This is a genomic window from Gammaproteobacteria bacterium (genome assembly GCA_017999615.1).
Classification (GTDB): Bacteria; Pseudomonadota; Gammaproteobacteria; order JAABTG01; family JAABTG01; genus JAGNLM01.
The window spans coordinates 94,727-116,526 of the sequence record JAGNLM010000004.1; the positions used below are offsets into that span (position 1 = coordinate 94,727).

Genomic DNA, 21,800 nt, shown 5'->3' on the forward strand with positions numbered 1-21,800 from the left:
GGAGAATCGTTTCTGGGTCAACCACGGCCTGGCGTCAGCTCTTCCCCGCCTGTCGCTCCAGGCGCGGGACGGACAGGGCGAGCACAGCGTACACGACCACCCACCCTGCGATCAGCGCCCATTGTGCCCCCGGCACCACGGCGACGGCGAGCAGCGCCGAGAGCGCGCAGGCGAGCATGAGCGAGTACTCCGCGAGCACGGTCCTGCGGTGGGTCCAGCCCAGGCGCACCAGACGCTGATAGTAGTGGGAGCGGTGGGCGTGCCAGACCTTTTCGCCGGCGAGCGCACGCCGCACGAGCGTGACCGTCGCGTCCACGACGAAGGGCGAGAACACGAGGGCCGCGACCCACAGGGGAAAGAAACCCCCGCGATGCCCCCACAAGGCGAAGCCCGCGGCGAGGAAGCCCAGGGTCGAGGACCCCACGTCGCCCATGAAGATGCGCGCAGGGGGGAAGTTGAAGAGGAGGAACCCCGCGGACGCCGCAGCCACCACCGCACTGGCGAGCGCGTAGTCGAACCGCCCGCCGAGCAGCCCCAGGAGGGCGAGCGCGCCGAACCCGGAGACGCCCATCCCACCCGCGAAGCCGTCCATCCCGTCCATGAAGTTGTAGAGATTGGTCATCCAGACCGTCGCGAGCACGGACACCCCGGCCGCGAGCCAGGCGGGCCAGGCCCAGGCGGCACCGGGAAGCTCGAGGGCCGGCGGAGAGAGACCGGCGGCGACGAGGCCGCCCGCCGCCCCCACGTGCACGACGAGCCGCACCGCCGGGGGCAGGGGCCGAAGGTCGTCCGCGAAGGATACCGCGGCCACCGCGGCCGCCCCGAGGAGCACCGCGGCCAGTGCGCCACCCGGCGGGCCGCCGGAGGCCGCCGACAGGGAGCCCGCGAGGAGAGCGGCCACGAGACCCGCGACGAGACCCGCGACGATGCCAATCCCCCCGGTGCGCGGGGTGGGCCGCTCGTGGAGGGAGCGCTCGTTCGGGTGGTCCAGGATGGGCAGCCCCCAGCGGGGGTGCGCCAGGACGGCGACGGCCGCCGCCGCCACCCCGAAGGCCACGAGGGGCGCGAGGGCCGCGAGGGCCACGAATGGGTTGACCGGCGCGAGGCTAGAGGGCATCGGGTCTGGACGCCGCAGCGACGACGTCCGGCAGGGCGTCCCAGAGCGTGCGCGTGGGACGGTACCCGAGCTCCTGCCGAATCCGGTCCGAGCGATAGCACTCGGAGCCGAGGAGGCGCTCCGCGACACCCGAGTCGAGGGGTGTGGGTAAACTGAGGGCGCGCAGGAGATCGCCCGTCCAGGCGAGGAACCGCAGGAGGGCCGCGGGGAACGCCCAGCGGGCGGGCTCGAGGCCGAGCGCCGCGCGCACCCTGCGGTAGACCTCCCCGGTCGAGTAGTCGACGCCGTCCGTCACGATGTAGGTCCGCCCCACCGCCTCGGGACGGTCCGCCGCCAGCAGGGTGGCCTGGACCAGGTCCTCCACGTGCACCATCGAGCGCCGGTTTCGCACCTGGGGCAACGGCGGAAAACGTCCGCGGCGGATCGCGGCGACCATCCTGGGGAGATTCCCCTTGCCCCCCGGGCCATAGACCATGGCGGATCGGAGAACCACGACGGCCATGCCGTACCGCTCGCCGGCCTCCCGCACCCACTGCTCGGCCTGCCCCTTCGCGCGTCCGTAGGGCGTCGCCGGAGGGCCAGCCCAATCCTCGTCGACGCACCCGGAGCCCGGGTCGCCCATCGCCTTCACCGTGCCGAGAAGCACGAAACGAGAAACCCCGACCTCTCCCGCCGCCTCCGCGAGATCCCGGGACCCGAGGGCGTTGACCCGCCAGTGCCGCTCGGCCTCCACGGGGGACTCGGCACTGCCGGCGTGGGCGTAGCCCGCGCAGTGGAACACGGCGGAGACGCCGCGGCAGGCCGCCTCCAGGGATCGGGGGTCCTCCAGGTCACCGGTCACCGTCTCGCAACCGGCGGGCGGTGCACCGGACCCACTGCGGGACAGGACGCGCACGACGCCTCCCCGGCTCACCAGGTGACCGACGAGCCGTCGGCCGACGAAGCCGGAACCGCCCGTGACCAGGACCGTCACGTCAGTCCGGCTCGAACGCGCCGGCGTAGTCGCGCCGCAGGGCGGGGTCCTGTGCCTCCTTGAGGAGCAGGCAGTTCCCCACCGCCAGGGTATCGAGCTCCGTCCCCATGAAGCAGTGGAAGGCGTCCTCCGGAGTGCAGACGATCGGCTCGCCGCGGACGTTGAAGCTCGTGTTCACAACCACGGGGCAGCCGGTGAGGGCCTCGAACTCCGAGAGCAGCGCGTGATAGCGGGGGTTGGTCTCCCGGTGCACTGTCTGGATGCGGGCCGAGTAGTCCACGTGGGTCACCGCCGGGATCTCCGAGCGCGGGACGTTCAGCTTCTCGATCCCGAACAGCGCCTGCTCCTCGTCCGACATCGCTCGCCGCCGGCCCTTGGCCACATCGGCAACCAGCAGCATGTAGGGGCTGTCGCCGTCGAACTCGAACCAGTCCGCGACCCGCTCGCGCAACACCGAAGGCGCGAAGGGACGGAAGGACTCCCGGTACTTCACCTTCAGGTTCAGCATCCGCTGCATCGTGGGCGACCGGGCGTCCCCGAGGATCGAACGGCCCCCAAGGGCCCGCGGCCCGAACTCCATGCGCCCCTGGAACCAGCCGAGGGCCCGCCCTTCCGCGATCTCGCGGGCGCATGCCCGGGGCACGTCATCGGAGGGCAGCACTCCGAAACGAGCCCCCGCGGCGGTGAGCCGGCGCTCGATGTCCTGCTGCTCGAACGCGGGGCCGAGGTAGGACCCCTGCATCCGGTCGGTCCTGCCGTCGGCCTCCCGGGGCTGGCCGGCGAACCCGTGATAGGCGGCAAGCGCCGCGCCAAGCGCGCCGCCCGCGTCACCTGCCGCAGGTTGCACCCAGAGCCTCTTGAAGCGCCCGTCGCGCAGGACCTTGCCGTTGGCGACACAGTTCAGCGCCACACCGCCCGCGAGGCAGAGGTTCTCGGCCCCGGTCTCCCGCGCGACGGAGCGCGTCAGGCGGAGCATCGCCTCCTCGGTGACCGCCTGGACCGACGCCGCCAGGTCCATGTGGCGCTGGGTGACCGGCTCGCTCGGCTTGCGCGGCGGACCGCCGAAGCGCTCGTCGAACCGCCGGTTGGTCATGGTCAGGCCGGTGCAGTAATCGAAGTAGTCCAGGTTCAGGCGGAAGGTACCGTCGGGCTTCAGATCGATCAGATCCTCCAGAATGGCTTGCGCGTAGCGCGGCTCGCCGTAGGGCGCGAGCCCCATCACCTTGTACTCGCCCGAGTTGACCCTGAAGCCGGTGTAGTAGGTGAAGGCCGAGTAGAGCAGGCCGAGCGAGTGCGGGAAGTGGATCTCCCGCAGGATCTGGATGCGGTTGCCCTCCCCTTGCGCGAGCGAGGTGGTGGTCCACTCGCCGACCCCGTCCAGGGTGAGGATCGCCGCCTTCTCGAACGGCGAGGGGTAGAAGGCGCTCGCCGCGTGGCTCAGGTGGTGCTCGCCGAAGAGCAGACGCTCTTCCCAGGGGTAGCGCAGCGCCCAGCGCTTGAGCTCCCGTCGCAGCAGGTCCTTCAGGAACAGCTTCTCCCGAAGCCACACCGGGATCGCCACACGGAACGAGGAGAACCCCCGGGGTGCGAAGGCGAGGTAGGTCTCTAGAAGCCGCTCGAACTTGAGAAACGGCTTGTCGTAGAAGGCGACGTAGTCGACCGCATCGAGCGTCGTCCCGGCGTGCGCGAGACAGAACTCGACCGCGTGGCGCGGAAAGCGCGAGTCGTGCTTCTTGCGGGTGAAGCGCTCCTCCTGGGCTGCGGCCACGACCGCGCCGTCGCGCACCAGCACGGCCGCGCTGTCGTGGTAGAAGGCCGAGATACCGAGCACCTGCACGCCAAGACCTCCTGGACCTGGGGGAATCAGAAGAGCGTGTAGATGAAAGGCGCCACCGCCGTCCCCTGGGTCAGCACGATGAGCGCTCCCAGCAGGGCCAGCACCAGCAGGATCGGGAGCAGCCAGTACTTCTTGCGCACCCGCATGAACCGCCACAACTCTCGGATGAAGGACATGGAGTTCGCCCTGGAACGGGTCGGATAGCCTAGAACTGATCGGACATGGACTCCGGCGTCGGGCCGGGCGGATCGCGCACGATCCAGTAGCTCGGCGCATCCGGCTCGCGCCGCAGCCGCAGGGGGTCCTTGCCGGCGAGACGCATGGCGAGCCCGATCGGCGCCACGACCCCGTAGAAGACGACCGCCGCCATCACCGGGCTCACGAGCCGCCCGAGCCAGAGGCCCAGGCGCGTCCAGGCGCGGTTCGGCGCACCCAGCAGGGATGGGCGAACGAGCGTGACAGCTGCCATCGCGCCACCCGCCGCCAGCGCCCAGTACCGAACGCCTCCGCCGGAGAGGAACGGGAGCAGCGCCAGGACGAGGAAGAAGACCGTGAAAACCCAACCGAAGGCGCGGTTCGAAGAGCTGGCTACCTCCGGCTCGCGGTCCAGAGATTCGTGTGAAGTCATCCCGCGGCTCGTCCCCAACCTCCCTCAGCCATTCGCCGGATCCGGCACCACGACACTGCTGGCCGCCGGCTCGACGCCACCCCTCCTCGCCTCCCCAAACTCCGGCACCAGAACCTTCAGCAGGTGGACGAGGCGCTGCTCGTCGTAGGCGGCACAAGCCGCCTCCATCTCCTCGAGCGACCGGGCCAACGTTTCCTGATCCACCTCCCGGACGTGGGCCAGGCGCAGCTTCTCGTGAGCAGTCGGCACCGGCTGCTCCTCCTCGTGGAAGAGCTCCTCGTAGAGCTTCTCCCCCGGACGCAGACCCGTAAAGACGATCGGCACGTCGACGCCCGGCCGCTTGCCGGAGAGCCGGATCATCTGCTCGGCCAGGTCCCGGATCCGGACCGGCTCACCCATGTCGAGAACGAAGATCTCACCGCCCTTCCCGGCCACCGCCGCCTGCAGGATCAACTGCGAGGCCTCCGGGATGGTCATGAAGTAGCGCGTGATGTCCGGGTGCGTCACCGTCACCGGACCGCCTGCGGCGATCTGCTCCCGGAAGGTGGGCACCACGCTGCCGGCGGAGTCGAGCACGTTGCCGAAGCGCACCGTGATGAAACGCGTGCGCCCCTGCCCGTTCAGGTTCTGGCAGACCATCTCCGCGACCCGCTTGGTCGCCCCCATCACGTTCGTCGGGTTAACCGCCTTGTCCGTGGAGATCAGCACGAAGGCCTCGCAGCCGAAGGCCACGGCCGTCTGGGCGACATTGCGCGTGCCGAGAACGTTGTTGCGAACCGCCTCGCGGGTCTGGTCCTGGAGCATGGGCACGTGCTTGTAGGCGGCGGCGTGGAAGACAATGTCGGGTTGAACGTCCGAGAACGCAAAACTCACGGCAGTCACGTCGCAGATGTCACCGAGTCGCGCTCGCAGCGTGACGTTTGGAAATGACCCGCGGAACTCCTGCTCGACCCTGAAGAGGTTGAACTCACTATTCTCGAAGACCACCAGCGCCTTGGGTCCGAGCCGGCCGACCTGCCGGCAAAGCTCGGAGCCAATGGAGCCGCCACCGCCAGTGATCAGCACGACCTTGTCGGAGAGACCCTGAGTGATTGCCCACCAGTCGAGTGTGACGGACTCCCGGCCCAGCAAGTCTTCGATGGAAACCTCGCGCAGGTCCTGCGCCGACAGGTGAGCCGAAGGGGCATCGTGCAGCCTCGGCAGCGTCCGGAACGGCACACCCGTCTGCTCGCACTGAGTCACGATTCGTTGCATCGTCCGGCGACCAGCCGAAGGTATCGCAATCAGGATCATCTCGATGGCGTACTGCTGGGCCAGCGCTGGCAGCTGCTCGGTCGTCCCGAGGACCCGCACGCCGTGGACCTCGCGGCCGAACCTGCGCGCCTCGTCGTCCACGAAGCCGACCGGCTCGTATCCCCAGCGCGGGTCGCGCAGAAGGTCGCGCACCAGCAGCTCGCCGGCACGCCCGGCCCCAACAATCAGCGCCCGCTTACCCGACCCTGCGTACAGCCGACGGTCTTTCGTCCAGCGGTAGGCGAGCCGGGGGCCTCCGAGAAGCAGCGGCAGCAGAATCGCGTAGAGTACGAACGCCGAGCGGGGTACATACTCCATACGGGTCAGGAGCAGGACGGCTGTGACGAGCAGGACCGTCCCGAGCGCGGTCGACTTCAGGATTCGCAGCAAGTCGGGCAGCGAGGCGAAGCGCCACACGCCCCGATAGAGGCCCATCGACCAGAAGACCGCCCCCTGCACCGTCACCACCACCGGGAGGAGCGTGAGTGCCTGCCCCAGGTAGTCCGGCGGAATGCTGCCCAGGTTGAAGCGAAGCCAGAACGCCCCCATCCACGCGACCGGGATCATGAACAGGTCGTGGGTGAACGCGGTCGCCCGGTGGCGAAGGCGACTGACCCAGTCGGGTAGATTCTCGGAATTCACTGGCCCCGCCCAACGCCCTACGCGATCCATTCCAGCCGGACGATGCACAAAACGAATCGCAGCCCCAGCGGAAGGCCGCAGCCGCAAGCCCCAAAGGAAGCCTGACAACTCCGGGCCGACCGGCAGGATCCTCTACGAGCGGGGCACCAGCGAGTCCACCACCTGGACAACGGGCCGCAGTGCGGACTCCGCTGGCCGCGAACTGCCAGCCAAGGATAACACCGCCACCGCACCCTCGCACGGCAGGAGCCATGCGACGGGCGCACCTCCACTCCCGATGTCCGCCGATGCCAGAAGGTCGGGGCGAAGAAGGTGCCGCCCCTTCCTTCGCCTCGACCGTTCGCCTAACTGGGGTCCCAGGATCCTGGCTGGCCGCGTCGCGTGCGCTTGAGCGCCTGCCGATATAGGTCCAGGGTGCGGCGGACGATGTGGGCCTCCGAGAACTCCCGCTCGGCAAGCCGCCGGCCCTCATCTCCTAACCGCCGGCGGAGTTGCCCGTCCTCGCCAAGCGTCCGTATCGCTCGGGCAAGGGCCACAGGGTCTCGCGGAGGTACTAGCAGGCCGGTCTGGCGGTGCCGGGCGACTTCGCGCGAACCGGGTACGTCGGCGGCGATGAGTGCCCGCGAGCAGGCCGCAGCCTCCAACAGCGACTTGGGCAACCCTTCCCGGTACGACGGAAGGACCGCGATGTGGGCCCGCGCCCAGACCCCTGGCACATCGTCGGAGACCCCACGCCAGGTGACGACCCCCTCGGCCTCCCATGCGCGGAGCTGTTCAGCTGGAACCGATCCAGGGTTCTCCGGGTCCGGCGCCCCGACCAGCCACAGGCGCAGGGGAACCCCTTGGGCTCGAAGCAGACGCGCTGCCTCGACAAACTCGCCAACCCCCTTGTCCCAGAGCATGCGCGAAACAAGCGCCGCGACCACCGGTTCCGCCGGCTCCGGGGTGGGGGCGAAACGCACGGTATCTACGCCCGACCCGGGGATTGTCACGACGCGCTCCGCGGGTACCCCAAGAGCCCGGATCGCCGCCGCGTCGTCCGGGTTCTGGACGATGCTGTAGCTCGCCCTCCGCCGGAGCAGCAGCGCGAGGGCCAGACGGACCACTGGTCTAAGCAGGCGTGCACGCGGTCCTTCCGAGGTGAAAACGAAACCCATGCCGGCAATGGCATTCACGACGACCGGCACGCGGGTGAGCGCCGTGACCGGCCCTCCGTAGAGGATGGGCTTCAGCGCGACGTGGTGGGCGATATCGGGGGCAACCTCCCGGTGCACGCGGAGGAGCCCCGAGAAAGCACCGAATTCCCGCCAGGGGCGGTGCTCCCCCCGCCGAAGCTCGAGTGGGAAGACGTCGAACCCCTCGGCGGCGATCGCCTCCCCCTCCTCTCCGACCCGAGTTGCGACGACCACTCGCCAACCCGCGTCTCTCGCCGCCCGAGCAACTGGCAGCCGGTGGGAGCGGAAATACCAGTCCTCGGTAACGACGAAGAGCAGCGTGACCGGGTTTCGCATCAGTTCAGCGACTGCTGGCCCTGTCCGTGGCTAAGGCGCTGGCCGTCGGTCCAGGCCTGGAGCATCAGTACCGTCCAGAGGCGGTACGCCCAGTTGCGTCGGCCCGCCAAGTGCTCCTCCCAGTAGGCCCGTATCGGCACCGGATGCAGGAGCCCGCCGGCCTCGAGGCGATTCCTCGCGAGCAACGACTCCGCCCAGTCTCTCAGCGGACCCCGGAGCCATTCGCCGATGGGCACCCCGAACCCCATCTTCGGGCGCTCGACCAGCGCCGGCGGTACATAGCGGTAGAGCACGCGGCGGAGCAACCACTTCCCCTGCCCGTGGCGCATCCGCAACCCTACCGGCATCCGGAGGGCAAGCTCCACCACCCGATGGTCCAGGAGCGGGACCCGGGACTCGAGACTCACTGACATCGCAGCCCGATCGAGTTTTACCAGCAGGTCGTCCGGCAGGTAGCTCAGCAGGTCCAGGTAAGCCATGCGCAGGGAAAAGTCCGGCAGGCCGGGCCACTCCGCGGGGCGAGTGAGCACGGTAGGCGGCTCCCGCCCCCCCGGCCGCATAACCTGCTCTGGGCTGCGCCAGAGTGAGACAAGACCGTAGTAGAGAGCATCAGGACCCTCCACCCCCAGTATCTCCGCAAGCTTGTGGAGCTTATCGCCAGGGTTACTTGCCGCCAGCCGCTGGGGGATCAGTGCGCGGACACTGGCATACAGACGGTCCCAGGCGTGGGGAGGTACCGACCGCACGAGCCGACCGAGGCCTGCCCGCAAGGGACGGGGAACCCATCCGAGCCCTGTCCACAGCCGCTGGCCCCACGCGTAGCGGTAGTAACCACCGAAAAGTTCGTCGCCCCCATCCCCCGATAGACTCACTTTCACCGCAGAGCGAGCAAGCCTGCTCACCAGCAGGGTTGGCAACTGAGAAGAGTCCGCGAATGGCTCGTCGTAAATGTCCGGCAGCGACGGGATTACCGCCATGGCCTCGGACGGTGCGACGTACAGGTCTGTGTGGTCGGTACCCAGGTGCCGCGCCACAGCGCGGGCGTGCTCGGCTTCGTTATAGGTCTCCTCCCGGAAACCGATGGTAAACGTCCGGACCGGGTGCGCACTCTGGGCCTGCATCAGAGCCACGACGAGGGAAGAGTCGACCCCTCCGGAGAGGAAGGCGCCCACGGGCACGTCAGCCACCATCTGCAGGGAGACCGCCTCGGCGAGCACCCGCTCGACTTCCTCCGCCGCTTCCCCTTCGTCCCCAGAGAAAGGCTCAGTCAGTACCCGCTCCGCCGCCTTGCGAGCGGACCAGTAGGGCGCGAGGACCAAGCCAGGCGCCTCACTCGGTGGCGTAGGCGGGACGCCGTCCGGCCAGGGGCAGGCCCGTGCGCCCGCCACATCGACCCGCAGCCACGTTCCGGCCGGCAACTTGAATACGTCCCGGTAGGCCGAATACGGCGCTGGGACATAGGCGTGTCGGAGGTAGAGGGCGAGGGCATCGCGGTTGGGCTCGCCCTGCCAGGCAGGGTGGGCCCGAAAGGCCTTGAGCTCGGAGGCAAAAACGATTCCGCCCCCAACCCAGCCGTAGTAGAGGGGCTTCTCTCCAAGCCGGTCACGGGCAAGGCAGAGGCTCCGGGTCTCGGCGTCCCAGAGCCCGAACGCAAACATCCCGACGGTCCGGGCCAGGGTTCCCGGGAGCCCCCAGTGGGCGACTGCGGCCAGCACCACCTCGGTGTCGGAACGACCGCGCCAGCGGGCCGCAGCCCCTGCCGCATCGAGCTCCGCGCGCAGCGCGCGGTAGTTGTAGACCTCGCCGTTGAAGACGATGGTGTAGCGCCCACAGACCGAGTGCATCGGCTGGTGCCCGGCCGGCGACAGGTCGAGGATCGAGAGCCGCCGGTGGCCCAGGGCGACCCCTGCCGAACCATCCACCCAGAAGCCCCCGTCGTCCGGTCCACGGTGCACGAGCACCGCTGTCATTCGCCGGACGGCCGCCTCGAGCTCCTCCGTACCCGCGCCCGACGCCGTCAGCCACCCGGCAATCCCGCACATAGCGTCAGCGCCCCTCCAACAGCCTGGATTCCCGCGAACCGCGGTTTGGCAAACTCAAGGCGACGTCCTTACAGACTGGACCTGGAAGAAGACCCCCTGCCAGCATGCCATCTCTTCACTCGGATCCAGCAACACGCACGGAAGCAGGCACCGACTGACCGGGGAACGGAGGTTCTCGTCCCGTCCCACTACCCAGACGGAGTCCTGGCTCAGAGACAGCCTCCGACGCCTCCGGTTGCGGCAGGAGAGATGTCACGGGGGTCGCGGGCTGGGTCAAGAGGCCCTCGTAGAGCCCTGCATAACGGGCCACGCAGACCTCCAGGGAATAACGCTGGGCGACGCGGGCACGCCCTGCGCTGCCGAATCGCTTTCGCAGCTCTGGATCGACAGCAAGCTCTGCCAGAGCCAGCCCCAACGCATGAAGGTCCTGCGGCGGGACGACTCTGCCGGTCTCACCGTCCTCCACCGCTTCCCCGTTACCTCCCACTGCGGTCACGACCATGGGCAGCCCTGCTGCCATCCCCTCGAGAATGCTATTCGAGAACCCCTCCTCGTGGGACGCGAGAACACCGACGTCGCTTGCCATCAGGAGCGCGGGCACGTCACTGCGCGAGCCGAGGAAGTGCACGTGCGCCTCGATGCCAAGCCGCTTCGCCTCGGCCTCAAGCACATGCCGGTACTCGCCTCCCTCGCCGACGCAGAGGAGCCGCCAGTCGACGCCTAGCGACGCGCGGATCCCCGCGAGGGCCTGAAAGAGGTCCCGGTGCCCTTTGTAGGGAATCAGGTTCGCGACGCAGATGATGAGCAGCGTCTCCTCGGACACCCCGAACTGCGCCCGCAAGGAGTCGCGCCGCGCGGGACCCGCAAAAGGCCGGAGGTCTATGCCGTTGTGCAAAAGCCCAACTCGCTCTGGCGAGACCCCCTCGGTGAGGAGGTCCCTCACCACCGCCTGCGAATTACCCAGTACGGCGGTCATTCGCCGGTGAAGCCAGCGCTCCAATCCCGCGAGGACCCGGTGCCGGGCCTGGTATCGGTTCAGACTCCGCCGGCTCATCACGCGCACGGGGACCCCCGCCGCAAGGCTGCAGAACCCACCGAGCAGATAGGCCGCAGGCAGGTAGAAATGGGCGACCGACGGTCGCCGACGCACCAACTGATACGCGAGGCAGAGGGTAGTGAGGGGCAGGATGACCCCTGCGCGAAGCCAACGGGGTAGCAGCCGGATTCGGTCGGCCGCAGGGGGCGCGATCACCTGGACACCCGCGGATTCGAGAACTGGGGCCAGGACCCCTCGATGCGTCAGAGTGTAAACGACCGGCCGCACCCCCCGCGCCACGAGTTCCGGCAGGACCTGCGCGAGGTGGCGCTCGGTGCCTCCGACATCCAGGTCCCCGATGACGCAAAAGACCTCCGGGCCCACCCACTGCCGAGCCGGCAGGTGCAATCCCTGGCTCACAGACGGCCCTGGTCGGACCGGCATGGCCGCTCGACCCCATCGCCAACCGGGACGGGCCCCGAGCATGACCCGGTCATGGGGCGTGGTCCCCAAGCAGCCGGGCGAAAAGGGCGTCCCACTCCCTCCCCACCGTCTCGGGCGCAAAGCGCTCGGCGACCTCTCGGGCCCGAGACCCAAGTCCGGCCCGCAGTGCCGAATCACTCATCAATCGCGCCATCGCCTGCGCAAGCAGCTCGGAGTTGTCGACGGGCACGAGCAGACCATCGACGCCCGAACGCACGATGTCCCGGGTCCCGCCCGAGTCCGTCGCGACCACCGCAAGGCCCGCAGCCATGGCCTCACAGAGCGCGTTTGGAAAGCCCTCGTAGCGGGAAGGCAGAACAAACAGGTCCGCATCCCCGAGGGCGGCTTCGGAGTCCCGCGTGATGCCGGGGAATTCGACCCGGTCAGTCAGACCGAGCGCCCGTGTCCTGGCCTCCAGGGAAGCACGCTCGACTCCCTCACCATGGACGGTCAGGGACCAGTCTGGGTAGAGGGGCGCGACTCGAGAAAAGGCCTCCAATAGGACATCGAACCCCTTCTCCCGGCCAAGGCGGCCCAGTGCTACGACCCGACAGCGGCCCTCCCGGGGACGATCGGGCCGGCCCGTGGCGGGCACCACGGGGTTGGGGACCACCACGGTGCGCCGGCGCACCCGGGCCGGGAATGCGTCGACGAAAAGTCGGGACTGCACCACCACGGCGTCGGCCCACCGGTAGGTCACCCGACGCAAGAGCGTCCAGGGAAGGCCAATGGGGTGGCGCCGGGGGTCGGTGCGCTCGGCGACAACGACCGGCGCGCGGAGCCCCCGACCCGCGATGAGAGTGAGGACGTTGGTCGTGTCGCAAAAGCTCAAGACCAACGCGGGCTTCGCCCCTCGGAGCGCTCTGCGCAGACGACCGACCCGCAGTCCGTTGTTAACTAGAGCCTCGCCGAGCCCGCGGCTCTCCCCCGGCAACGATAGGTAGCGCGCCGCGACGCCCTGGCCAAGCGGGTGGAAAGGCTGCTCCCCGCCAGGCCCAAGGACCAAGAGGTCGACGTGGTCACCCCGCGCCGCCCAGGTCGACGCCAGGAAGGACAGCACTCGCTGGGCACCTCCGGGACCGAGCCCCTCGATGACCAGGCTCAGGCGCACGCGCGATCGCCGCCGCAAATCGGCCCTCGGCGGGCCGTCGTCATCCGCATAGGGACGCGCCGGCCCCGTGAGCTACGGCCCCTCCACCCGCTCGAGCAGCCCCAAAGGGATTATTCAATGACCGCTGACATCCCAGCTGACCGTCAACCCGACAGCCAACGCTCTTGCCACGCCTGAAACATCAGGATGACCCAGATGGGGTACTGCCAGTTGGTGGTTCCAGCCAAGTGCTGGGACCAGCGCTCCCGGATAGGGGCCGGGTCGAAGACCCCCTCCTCTCGTAGCCGTGACTCCGAGATCAGGGACTCGGCCCAGTCCCGCAGTGGACCCCGGAGCCAGGCATCGATGGGGACGCCGAAGCCCATCTTCGGCCGCTCGATGAGCTCTCGGGGGACGTGCCGGTAGAGGACTTGGCGCAGTGCCCACTTGGTCACCCCGCCCCGCTCCTTCAGGTGCCGCGGTAGCCGCCATGCGTACTCCACCACCCGGTGATCCAGCAGCGGCACCCGGGCCTCCAGGCTCACCGCCATGCTCGCCCGATCCACCTTGGTGAGGATGTCGTCGGGCAGGTAGGTCACCGTGTCGATCAGTTGCATGCGATCGGTGTCGTCTGGGACCTCCATTGCCCAGGCCCCGTCCCAGAACCCCGCGACCTCTTCCCGGCTTCCCAGGACCAGCGCCTCCGGGTCATGCCAGTGGCTGACTAGGTCACGGTAAAGCCTGTCCCGCCCCGCGGGGCGCAGCAGGCCTGCAAGGCGCTTGGCCTTGTAGCCGGCGTGGCTCGGCCGTATCGGGCCCGGCAGCAAGCGCGCCGCACGATCCCACCAGCCCCCCGGGACACGGTCCAAGAACGCCGTCACCGTCCCCCGCAGGGCCGTAGGCACCCGCCCCACCTGGGCGCAGAGGTCCCTCAGGTAGCCGTACCGGGTGTAACCCGCAAACAACTCGTCCCCCCCGTCCCCCGACAGGGCGACAGTGACGTGCCGGCGGGTCATTTCGGAGACTAGGTAGGTGGGCAGCTGGGAGGAGTCCGCGAAAGGCTCGTCGTACCAGTCCGGGATCTCTGGGATCAGCGCCAGGGCGTGCCGAGGCTCCACGTACAACTCATGGTGCTCAGTACCCAAATAGGCGGCGACAGCCTTGGCGTGGGGGGCCTCGTCATAACCCGACTCCGCGAATCCGATGGAGAAGGTCTTCACCGCCTCGCTGCTGTATTCCTGCATCAACGCCACGACGGTGGAGCTGTCGATGCCGCCCGACAGGAAGCCCCCCAAGGGCACGTCGGACACCAGACGGGCCCGAACCGCCTCGGAGATCACCGCCTCAAGACCCTCTACCGCCTCCCGGTCGCCAGCCCGAAGCGGCTGGCGCAGGCCGGACACGGCCATCGCCCTCGCGTCCCAGTAGCAGGTATCGTCGACCGTGTCGTCGCCCTCGATGGTCACGAAGTGCCCCGGTTCGAGCTTTCGGATCCCGCGATAGATGGACCGCGGCGCGGGCACGTAGCCGAACCGAACGTAGGCCGCCATGCTGTCCCGGTCCAGCTCCCCCCGCCACCGAGGATGGCGGGTGAAGGACTTGGGCTGGGAGCCGAAGAACAGGACTCCGGAGTTCCACCCCCAGTAGACAGGCTTCTTGCCCAGGCGGTCCCGGGCCAGGGTCAGGCGCCGTTCAGCCCGGTCCCAGAGGGCGATGCCAAACATCCCCGTTGTCTGGGCCAGCGTCCTCTCTACTCCCCAGACGGCGAAGGCCTCCAGCAGGACCTCCGTGTCGGAGTGCCCGCGGAAGGAGGCGCCCAGAGCCTCAAGCTTGGGCCGGATGGCCTCGGCGTTGTAAACCTCACCGTTGAACGCGATGACATAGCGCCCGTTGGAAGACACCATGGGCTGGTGGCCCGACTCCGTGAGGTCGATGATGGAGAGTCGCCGGAAGCCCACGGCGTAACCCGCCAGCGGGTCCACCCAGACGCCGCCGTCGTCGGGACCCCGGGCGCGGATGGATTCGGCCATGGCCGTGGCGAGAGCCGCCGCCTCGGATGCACCGTAACGACCCCGCCGGTCCAGGAAGCCAGTGAACCCGCACATCGCAGACGCCCCGCGAAAAGGCCGCCGGCCTAGCCGCTCCGGGCGCCGGCGGCCCGCCTTCTCAAGAGGTACTCGGTGTTGGCCTCGCCCTGGGCGATGCGCACCAGGTCGAAGCCCAACTCCTCGTCGGCGAACTTGAGCACGTCGGCGTCGTGGGAGAACTCCATGGGCCAGCCGCCCACCCAGTCCCGGATGTCGGTGAGGTAGCTCATGCCGCGCTTGAAGCGGTACTCGTACGCCGTCTTGATGACGTCGGAGAGCTTAAGGGGGTTGCGCCCCATCGAGAAGTTCCAGATGTACCACCAGACGAGCCGGGCCCGCCCCAGCTTGGACGAGCGGACGTAGCGCTGTTTGATCTCCAGCCACTCCTCCGCGGTGGGGTTGATCTGCACGTCCGCGGAGTACAGGGCGATGTAGAACAGGCCGCCCTCCCCCACGGGGTACGAGGCGTTGCGGATCGCCGTCCACTGGTCTCCGGTGTGGTGGAGCACACCCCAGGAGTAGACGATGTCGAACTGGCCCAGGGAGCGGACGTAATCGGCATCCAACACTGAGCCCTGCTGCACCGTCCAGTTGTCCGGTGCCCCTGCCTTCTCCGTGCGCAGATACTCGGTGGTGCGCACGGAATCGATGTCGTAGTCAAAGCTGGAGACGCGCTCCGCACCCGCCTGGTAGGCGGCCAAGGAGTGCAGTCCGCTCCCACAGCCGATGTCCAGGAAGCTCTGTCCCTGCAGGTCTTCGACCCCCAGGAAGCCGAGGAGGTGCCTCTTGGAGACGTCCACCTTCCCCTGGCTGAAGCCCTTCTCAATGAAATTCTTCCAGTTCTTGCCGAAGCCGAACCGCAGCTCCTTGGGGTCGTTGTCAGTGCTCATTCGGGGAGTGTCCTTGTAGTCGACATCGGGATCCCGCAGGCAAATCCGCCGGGTGGTTTAAAGTGGGCACGGCGCAGCGTGCCGCTTACGCCTTGTCGATGCGCCGGCGACTGCTGGCATAGGTGGCCAGCGTCTCGTCCAGCATCCGCTCTAGCGCGAAGGTCTCCCGCACGAAGGCCGGGGCCCGCTCGCGGGCATTGGCCCGCCAAGGCGAGTCGTCGAGCACCGCTATCACCCGCTCGGCCAGCCTTTCGGGCGCTTGGGGCCTCACCGCCCACCCCGTAATTCCAGACTCGATGGTCTCCCCCGCGCCACCGGCGTCGGTCGTCACCACGGGCACGCCCAGCGCCTGCGCCTCCAGCAGGACGTTGGGCAGGCCCTCCATGCGCGAGACAAGCAGGAACACGTCCATCAGCGCCAGGGGAAGGGCCGGGCGCTTGACCCGGCCGGGTGTCAGCAGACGCTCGCTGATCCCCAGTCGCTCGGCGAGCGCACGAGCCTCTCCAAGAAGCGGTCCGTCGCCCACCATCAGAAACCGGGCGTCAGGTCGCGCCTGGGCCACCAGGGCTGCGACACGGACCCACAGGAGTGGTCCCTTTTCTTCGCAGAAGCGTAGGACCGTCCCTACCACAGGGCCAGCAGGCCGGATCCCCGCATCCTCTGCCCAGCGACGAACCTCTTCTTTGGGGGGCCGACGGAACTCATCCACCAGTAGGCCGTTGTGAAGCACACTAATTCTGGAGCGCTCTATTCCGAGCCAGCAAGCATAGTCGGTGGCGCCGGCTCGGCTGTTGTTCAGCATCTGCACCCGCGGGTGATCCGCCAGCAACCGGTAGCCACCCCGCATGTAGGGCTGGTAGAGGGCGAAATGGGTCGGGGCGACGCTCCGGGTGCTGAGGACGAGAACGGGCACTCCAACCACCGCGGCGGCGATGCCTGCCTTGATATTGGTCTCATCCTGCCAGGCATGGACCACCTCCGGACGCAGAGTGAGGAATGCCGCCGCGTAGCCGAGGATTCCCTCGGCAATCCAGTAGGGCACCGTCTGGAGGATCGGGTCGAGCCGTTGGCGGACAAGCCTCAGGTCATCCTCACGGGCTTCCGGTACCAGATCCTGTACCCGATGGACCGCTACCCCTGCGGCCTGCAGATCCGGAAGAAAGAAGTCATGACCTTCGGCGTCGAGCCGCTCGCAGAGGACGGAGACGTGGTGCCCAGCTGCGCGAACCGCGAGGCCCGCTGCTGTGTTTGCCACCTGCCGCTCCGCCCCTCCACCGCCGAGGCTCGCACTCACCAGCAAGACTCGGTTAGCGGCGAATGCCCCCTTCGGAAGGATCCCGTGCGCAAGCTGGGCGCGCCCCTTCTCAAACGCTTCGTTGTAGCGCCGCTCCGTCAAGCGCCGAAGCAAGGGGGCCAGAAAGGCAATGTTGGGAAGGGTGAACCTGGACCAGGCTCCCCGTTGTCGCGACAGGGCGACAGTAGGCAGTCTGCGTTGGGCGCTAACAACGGCCGCGGCAGCCAAATGCCAGCGCAGATCCCGATCCAGCCAGCCGCGGCGGCCCTTGGGGAAAACCAAGCTCGTAACCCCCCGACGCAGCGCCTCCCTTGCCATCCGAACGCCGACCTGCCCGTGCTCACCGAGGAACAGTATGCGGTGAGCGCAGTGCCCGGGGAGATTCCAGGTGCCGAGGTCAGGCACAAAGTGTCCCACACGCTCAGGGAACTGCGCGGCAGTGGTCTCGTCGGGGCCGTGGGCGATGACAGAGACCTTCGGGTCGTGGCTCAGGACCTTGGCCATGACCCCGTCCGTGACCGGGTAGGGGACCGCGATGGTCAAGTCTTCCTCACCGAACGACTCCCGAACGTCCTCTAGGGCCCGGAGGATCTCCTCCGGGCGAGAGAGTCTCCCGCCGTCCAGACCAAACCCACGTGCCGCTCGCTCCCTCAGCGGCACGGTCATTCCCTTACGTTGCCGGCAGCGGGCGTCAGGCCGGAGCCCACGAGCCAGCGCAGTGTGCCGGAGAGCCCGCGACGCTGCGCCAGGACCGACTCCAGGACGCGCTCCATCTGCGCGGCGGTGCGGCGGATGTCGTATCGCCGGGCGACAGCGGCATGGGCCGGAGACGGGCGCAGGGTCCCGAGCCGCCACCGCCCGACCATGTCAAGTAACGCCTTCCGAGCCCCTGGCACATCCGCCGGCTCCACCACTGGGTACCCCAACTCGTCCATGACATCCCCCACCGCACCCGAGCGCGGCGTGATGCCCAGGATAGGCCTGCCGAGCATCAAGTAGTCCACGAACTTGCTCGGCAGGAACACGCTGTTCTGAGACGAAGCGTCGATGAGCAGAAGCACGTCAGCCCGGGCGGCCTCGCGCAGGCTCTGGAAGTACGCCACTCGGGGCACGAAGCGCACCGTGTCCCCGAGGCCCAGCGACTCCACCAGGTGGACCGTGTCTGGCGGGGTCAATCCCACGAAGACCACCTCCAACGTAGAGCCGTCCACAGAACCGGCGGCCCTTAGCTCGTGCAGGGCCCGCAGCAGGGCGTCGGGCGTGCGCATACCCTGCAGCAATTGTCCCGTAAACACGATCCGCAAGCCGCCCGGCTCCCGTTCTTGCACCGCGCCATCACCGCCGATTGCGGCGTTCAGCATCTCCCGGTCGAAGCCGTGGGGCAGCACGTGGACCTTGCTGCGGTAGCGCGCAGGGTATTTCGCCATGACCAGGTCCGCGGTGCGCTCGGTGACGAACACCAGCGCGTCCGCCCACCGGACCACCTGCGCCTCCAGGCGGCGCTCCACTGCCCGCTCCTCCTCGGTCGCTCGGGTGAAGTAGGGGCTATCCACCCAGGGGTCACTGAAGTGGGCGATCCAGGGCAGGCGCCAGAGCCGCGCCCGCAGCCGCAAGCCGACCATGTGGTCACTCCAGGGCTGCGCGAAGGTCAACAGCACGTCCGCCCCGCCGGCACGCACACAACTCCGGACCGCCTCGGAGGCCCGGTCCACCCAGGCAGCGACCGTCGGGTCCAACGTAATCTTAGGCTCCCGCTGCCGCCGCCAGAGCGACCGCTGGCGGAACGGGTGCTCGGCCGGGGGGTCCGTCATGTCCACCGGGACCGGCAGATAGCTCCCGGAGTAGTAGCTGGCCAACTCCACGTCGTTGACGCCTCCCTCGACCTCCACGCTCGGCTTCAGGCAGACCACGGAACACCGCCAGCCGGACTGCGAGAGCTGCCGCAACAGCCGGGAGACCTGGATGGCCCGGGGAAACAGCATGGGCGGCATGGCCCAGGAGACTGCAATGAGGCGCCTCATACGGACTGCCAACGACGCAGCCAGATCTCCAGCACCGCCAGGTTCCAGAGACGGTGCCGCTGCAGGGTCGTCGCGCCGTCGGCGCTGCCCTCGAGCAGGGTCCGAGCGATGAAGGCGTCTTCGAGCCAGACTCGCAGCAGGGCCTCCGCCCCCGACAGCAGGTCGGTGACGCGCCGCCGCAGTGGCCCGCTCAGCCAGTCGTAGGCCGGCACCGGGAAACCCTGCTTCGGGCGCTCAATGACCACAGAGGGCAGGCGCCGCCGCGCGAACTCCCGCAGCACCCACTTGGTCACCAGCCGCCCGTCCCCGCCCCGGCCCACCTTGCTGGAGGCCGGGGCGCGGGCCGCCCATTCCACCAGCCGGTAGTCCAGGAACGGCGTGCGCAACTCCAGGGAGTTCGCCATGGACATCCGGTCCGCCTTCATCAAAAGGTCTTCCACCAGCCAGTCCTGGCAGTAGGTGTAGAGCACTTGGTGCAGCGGGTGACAAGGTCCCAGGCGCTGGAGCGCCCGACGGACGCCATCCAGGCTGTCCGGCCATGACGCACCACCACGAAAGGCGGCCCGTTTGTCCTCGGAGGAGAGGTAGTTGGTCATGGCGTAGGGGACCGAGGCTTCCCGAATGTCCGGCCAAGGGCCGCCGGCACCCAGTCCCAGGGCCTGCCGCAGTCGAGCGCCGAGGGCACGCCAACCTGTGGGGCGCCGCGCGGCCGCTGCGGCCGACTCCCACGACTCCACCAGGCGGTCGAAGTTGTAGCCGGCAAGGACCTCGTCACTGCCCTCCCCCGACAGCACTACCTTGACCCGTTCTCGCGCCAGGCGTGAGACATAGTAGAGGGGCACCGAGGCCAAGTCGGCCAAGGGTTCGTCTGTGTAGTACGCCATATCCGGCAGAAAGTCCCAGAACTCCTCGACCCCTATCTGCACCACGTGGTGGTCAGCGCCCAGGTGGTTCGCTACGGTCCGGGCGTAGGGGATCTCGTCAGTGGCGGGGCAGTCCCGAAAACCCACCGAGAACATACTGACGCTGGAGGCAACACCCTCGGAAGCCACCGAGGCCACCGCACTGGAGTCCAGTCCTCCGCTGAGAAGGATACCAACGGGCACGTCGGCCACCATGCGCTGGTGCACCGCATCCTCGAACAGAGCCCCGAACTCGTCCACCCAGCGCCCACGGCGCCGAGGACCCTTGACGTACGGGATGTCCCAGTACCGCGTCAGCGCTGGGGCGTTGCCGCGGACGTCCGCCGCCAGCCAATGCGCGGGCGGCAGCTTGTGGATCTGCTCCCACACCGTATCCGGGGCCGGCACGTAGCGCAGGGTCAGGTAGTCCCAAAGGGCCTGGGGTCGGAGGGTCGGAGATTGGGGGCACGCGGCGAGGATGGCCTTGATCTCCGAGCCGAACAGCAACTCCTGGCCGTCCCATCGGTAGTACAGAGGCTTCACCCCGAGCCGGTCGCGCACCAGCCAGAGCCGCTGCCGGCGGGCGTCCCAGATCGCGATAGCGAACATCCCGTTCAGCGCCCGTATGCCGTTGATGCCCTGCTCCTCGTACTGACGCAGGATCACCTCGGTGTCGGACTGGGTCCGAAAGGTGTGACCGCGTCGCCGCAGAGTCTCGCGAAGCTTACGGTAGTTGTAGATCTCACCGTTGAATACGAGCTGCACCGCGCCGTCCGTGCTGGACATGGGCTGGTGTCCCGAGGCCAGGTCGACGATGCTCAGGCGGCGCATCCCCAGACCGATGCCGGGGGCATGAAAGTAGCCCTCTTCGTCGGGACCCCGGTGCACGAGGCTGTCACACATGGCCCTGAGCGTCTCCAGGGCCTCCCCCGGTTCCCGGGTGACGCCGAAGTACCCGGCGATGCCACACATGAAGGCGGCTAGTTTCCCGCCGCCCCTGCCGACGCGTCCCTCTCCGCCAGGGCGACCACGTCGCGGAACTGGAGCGAGGGCACGCCGCGGTCCCGGATGACGTCCAGGGCGCGCAGGAACGGCGCCTGGCCCACCACGTGGGCGGGGTCCACGTAAAGGGACAGGAGGCCCGGTATGCGCTCCTCCGTCAGCCGGCGCACGGTCTCCTCGAACAGCTCGTAGTACTCGTCCTTGAGGGCATACCGCTCGTAGCTGGAAAGGTAAGTCCAGGAGTCCAGCAGGGTCGGGGGGTAGCGGAAGGAGCCAAACAGGGGCACCTCCCACAGGCCGCCTGCGTCGTAGAACGGGCCCCGGGTCAGGGCGCAGTCCGGGATGGTGGTGGAGCAATACCGGTAGCCGAGCCCGCGGGCGGTATCGTAGAGGAGCTCGAGCTGCTCCGGCGCCTGGAAGCACCCGAAGTGGGGCGCCCGGAAGCCCATCGGTGTCCGGCCGGTTACATCCTCCACGATACGATGGCCGGCGTGCATGTCCTCCACCACCGCCTCTCGGGTCATCTCGGAGTAGAAGGTGATGCTGTAGTAGCGGGTGTCCCGCCACTCGGCGTGGGGCAGGGCTCCGTGATTCATGAACTCCGCCCCCTCCTCTGCCAGCCGGCGGTAGGTAGCGGCGCCGCGCCGGAGCTGGATACCGGGGACCGCGAAAGTGGCCCGGATCCCCCGGCGAGCGAGTTCCCCGGAGAAGATCTCGGCGGCCGGGATGTCTTCGTCAGTGTCGCAGTCGAAGGACAGGACCAGGTAAAGGCGGTCCAGTCTGGCCACCCGCGCCAACTCCCCGTACCGCGCCAGACGGGGGTCGACCGCAGGACCGCCAGGCAGATCGACCGATTCCGGCACAACCGCCAGACGTGAGGGCGAGCCTGAGTCGGCAACCTTGCCCCGGAGGGCACCCATCACCATGCTGATCCAACTATTGGCCATCACCC

The 21,800-nt window shown here is 68.5% G+C and carries 16 protein-coding genes; all 16 read right to left on the bottom strand.

What is annotated here, in order from left to right:
• Positions 1–34: 34 nt before the first annotated feature.
• The 16 genes from KA217_05865 to KA217_05940 all read right to left on the bottom strand — a co-directional run bounded on the left by KA217_05865 (position 35) and on the right by KA217_05940 (position 21,795).
• Positions 35–1,117 carry a glycosyltransferase family 4 protein gene (locus KA217_05865; protein MBP7711977.1) on the bottom strand — a complete coding sequence of 361 codons (1,083 nt, stop codon included), beginning with the start codon at positions 1,115–1,117 and terminating at the stop codon, positions 35–37.
• On the bottom strand, positions 1,107–2,090 hold the full coding sequence (locus KA217_05870; GenBank protein ID MBP7711978.1) for an NAD-dependent epimerase/dehydratase family protein: 984 nt from the start codon (positions 2,088–2,090) through the stop codon (positions 1,107–1,109). Before KA217_05870 ends, KA217_05865 begins: the two co-directional genes overlap by 11 nt.
• Before the next feature lies 1 nt (position 2,091).
• Positions 2,092–3,927: a carbamoyltransferase gene (locus KA217_05875; GenBank protein ID MBP7711979.1), complete on the bottom strand. Its 1,836-nt coding sequence runs from the start codon at positions 3,925–3,927 to the stop codon at positions 2,092–2,094.
• Between the two features lie 26 nt (positions 3,928–3,953).
• Positions 3,954–4,103, bottom strand: coding sequence for a hypothetical protein (locus KA217_05880; protein ID MBP7711980.1), 150 nt, complete (start codon positions 4,101–4,103; stop codon positions 3,954–3,956).
• 29 nt (positions 4,104–4,132) lie between these two features.
• The gene (locus tag KA217_05885) at positions 4,133–4,555 is read right to left on the bottom strand and encodes a hypothetical protein (GenBank protein MBP7711981.1); all 423 of its coding nucleotides are present in this window, start codon (positions 4,553–4,555) and stop codon (positions 4,133–4,135) included.
• A gap of 24 nt (positions 4,556–4,579) precedes the next feature.
• The gene (locus tag KA217_05890; protein MBP7711982.1) at positions 4,580–6,520 is read right to left on the bottom strand and encodes a polysaccharide biosynthesis protein; all 1,941 of its coding nucleotides are present in this window, start codon (positions 6,518–6,520) and stop codon (positions 4,580–4,582) included.
• 314 nt (positions 6,521–6,834) lie between these two features.
• Positions 6,835–8,001: a glycosyltransferase family 4 protein gene (locus KA217_05895; protein ID MBP7711983.1), complete on the bottom strand. Its 1,167-nt coding sequence runs from the start codon at positions 7,999–8,001 to the stop codon at positions 6,835–6,837.
• Positions 8,001–10,043, bottom strand: coding sequence for an asparagine synthase (glutamine-hydrolyzing) (gene asnB / locus KA217_05900; GenBank protein ID MBP7711984.1), 2,043 nt, complete (start codon positions 10,041–10,043; stop codon positions 8,001–8,003). The genes KA217_05895 and asnB (KA217_05900) overlap by 1 nt, the downstream gene beginning before the upstream one ends.
• A gap of 115 nt (positions 10,044–10,158) precedes the next feature.
• Positions 10,159–11,499, bottom strand: coding sequence for a glycosyltransferase (locus tag KA217_05905; GenBank protein ID MBP7711985.1), 1,341 nt, complete (start codon positions 11,497–11,499; stop codon positions 10,159–10,161).
• Positions 11,500–11,572: 73 nt separating this feature from the next.
• Positions 11,573–12,673, bottom strand: coding sequence for a glycosyltransferase family 4 protein (locus tag KA217_05910; GenBank protein MBP7711986.1), 1,101 nt, complete (start codon positions 12,671–12,673; stop codon positions 11,573–11,575).
• 143 nt (positions 12,674–12,816) lie between these two features.
• The gene (gene asnB / locus KA217_05915) at positions 12,817–14,757 is read right to left on the bottom strand and encodes an asparagine synthase (glutamine-hydrolyzing) (protein ID MBP7711987.1); all 1,941 of its coding nucleotides are present in this window, start codon (positions 14,755–14,757) and stop codon (positions 12,817–12,819) included.
• 29 nt (positions 14,758–14,786) lie between these two features.
• Entirely contained in the window at positions 14,787–15,629 is an 843-nt protein-coding gene (locus tag KA217_05920) for a class I SAM-dependent methyltransferase (GenBank protein MBP7711988.1), read from the bottom strand.
• An 85-nt stretch (positions 15,630–15,714) separates the two neighbouring features.
• Positions 15,715–17,427, bottom strand: a complete 1,713-nt coding sequence (locus KA217_05925; GenBank protein ID MBP7711989.1) for a glycosyltransferase — start codon at positions 17,425–17,427, stop codon at positions 15,715–15,717.
• Between the two features lie 158 nt (positions 17,428–17,585).
• Positions 17,586–18,944 (bottom strand): glycosyltransferase family 4 protein, encoded by a 1,359-nt coding sequence (locus KA217_05930; GenBank protein MBP7711990.1) that lies wholly within the window; start codon positions 18,942–18,944, stop codon positions 17,586–17,588.
• Positions 18,941–20,818 carry an asparagine synthase (glutamine-hydrolyzing) gene (gene asnB, locus KA217_05935; GenBank protein MBP7711991.1) on the bottom strand — a complete coding sequence of 626 codons (1,878 nt, stop codon included), beginning with the start codon at positions 20,816–20,818 and terminating at the stop codon, positions 18,941–18,943. The genes KA217_05930 and asnB (KA217_05935) overlap by 4 nt, the downstream gene beginning before the upstream one ends.
• An 8-nt stretch (positions 20,819–20,826) precedes the next feature.
• Positions 20,827–21,795 carry a polysaccharide deacetylase family protein gene (locus KA217_05940; GenBank protein MBP7711992.1) on the bottom strand — a complete coding sequence of 323 codons (969 nt, stop codon included), beginning with the start codon at positions 21,793–21,795 and terminating at the stop codon, positions 20,827–20,829.
• Positions 21,796–21,800: the final 5 nt, after the last annotated feature.

What these genes read in the sequence shown, in the direction of transcription:
- KA217_05865 (MBP7711977.1), bottom strand. Translation starts at nt 1,117, where the DNA reads ATGCCCTCTAGCCTCGCGCCGGTCAACCCATTCGTGGCCCTCGCGGCC.
- KA217_05880 (MBP7711980.1), bottom strand. Translation starts at nt 4,103, where the DNA reads ATGTCCTTCATCCGAGAGTTGTGGCGGTTCATGCGGGTGCGCAAGAAG.
- KA217_05885 (MBP7711981.1), bottom strand. Translation starts at nt 4,555, where the DNA reads ATGACTTCACACGAATCTCTGGACCGCGAGCCGGAGGTAGCCAGCTCT.
- KA217_05890 (MBP7711982.1), bottom strand. Translation starts at nt 6,520, where the DNA reads ATGGATCGCGTAGGGCGTTGGGCGGGGCCAGTGAATTCCGAGAATCTA.
- KA217_05895 (MBP7711983.1), bottom strand. Translation starts at nt 8,001, where the DNA reads ATGCGAAACCCGGTCACGCTGCTCTTCGTCGTTACCGAGGACTGGTAT.
- asnB (MBP7711984.1), bottom strand. Translation starts at nt 10,043, where the DNA reads ATGTGCGGGATTGCCGGGTGGCTGACGGCGTCGGGCGCGGGTACGGAG.
- asnB (MBP7711987.1), bottom strand. Translation starts at nt 14,757, where the DNA reads ATGTGCGGGTTCACTGGCTTCCTGGACCGGCGGGGTCGTTACGGTGCA.
- KA217_05920 (MBP7711988.1), bottom strand. Translation starts at nt 15,629, where the DNA reads ATGAGCACTGACAACGACCCCAAGGAGCTGCGGTTCGGCTTCGGCAAG.
- KA217_05925 (MBP7711989.1), bottom strand. Translation starts at nt 17,427, where the DNA reads ATGGCCAAGGTCCTGAGCCACGACCCGAAGGTCTCTGTCATCGCCCAC.
- KA217_05930 (MBP7711990.1), bottom strand. Translation starts at nt 18,944, where the DNA reads ATGAGGCGCCTCATTGCAGTCTCCTGGGCCATGCCGCCCATGCTGTTT.
- asnB (MBP7711991.1), bottom strand. Translation starts at nt 20,818, where the DNA reads ATGTGTGGCATCGCCGGGTACTTCGGCGTCACCCGGGAACCGGGGGAG.
- KA217_05940 (MBP7711992.1), bottom strand. Translation starts at nt 21,795, where the DNA reads ATGGCCAATAGTTGGATCAGCATGGTGATGGGTGCCCTCCGGGGCAAG.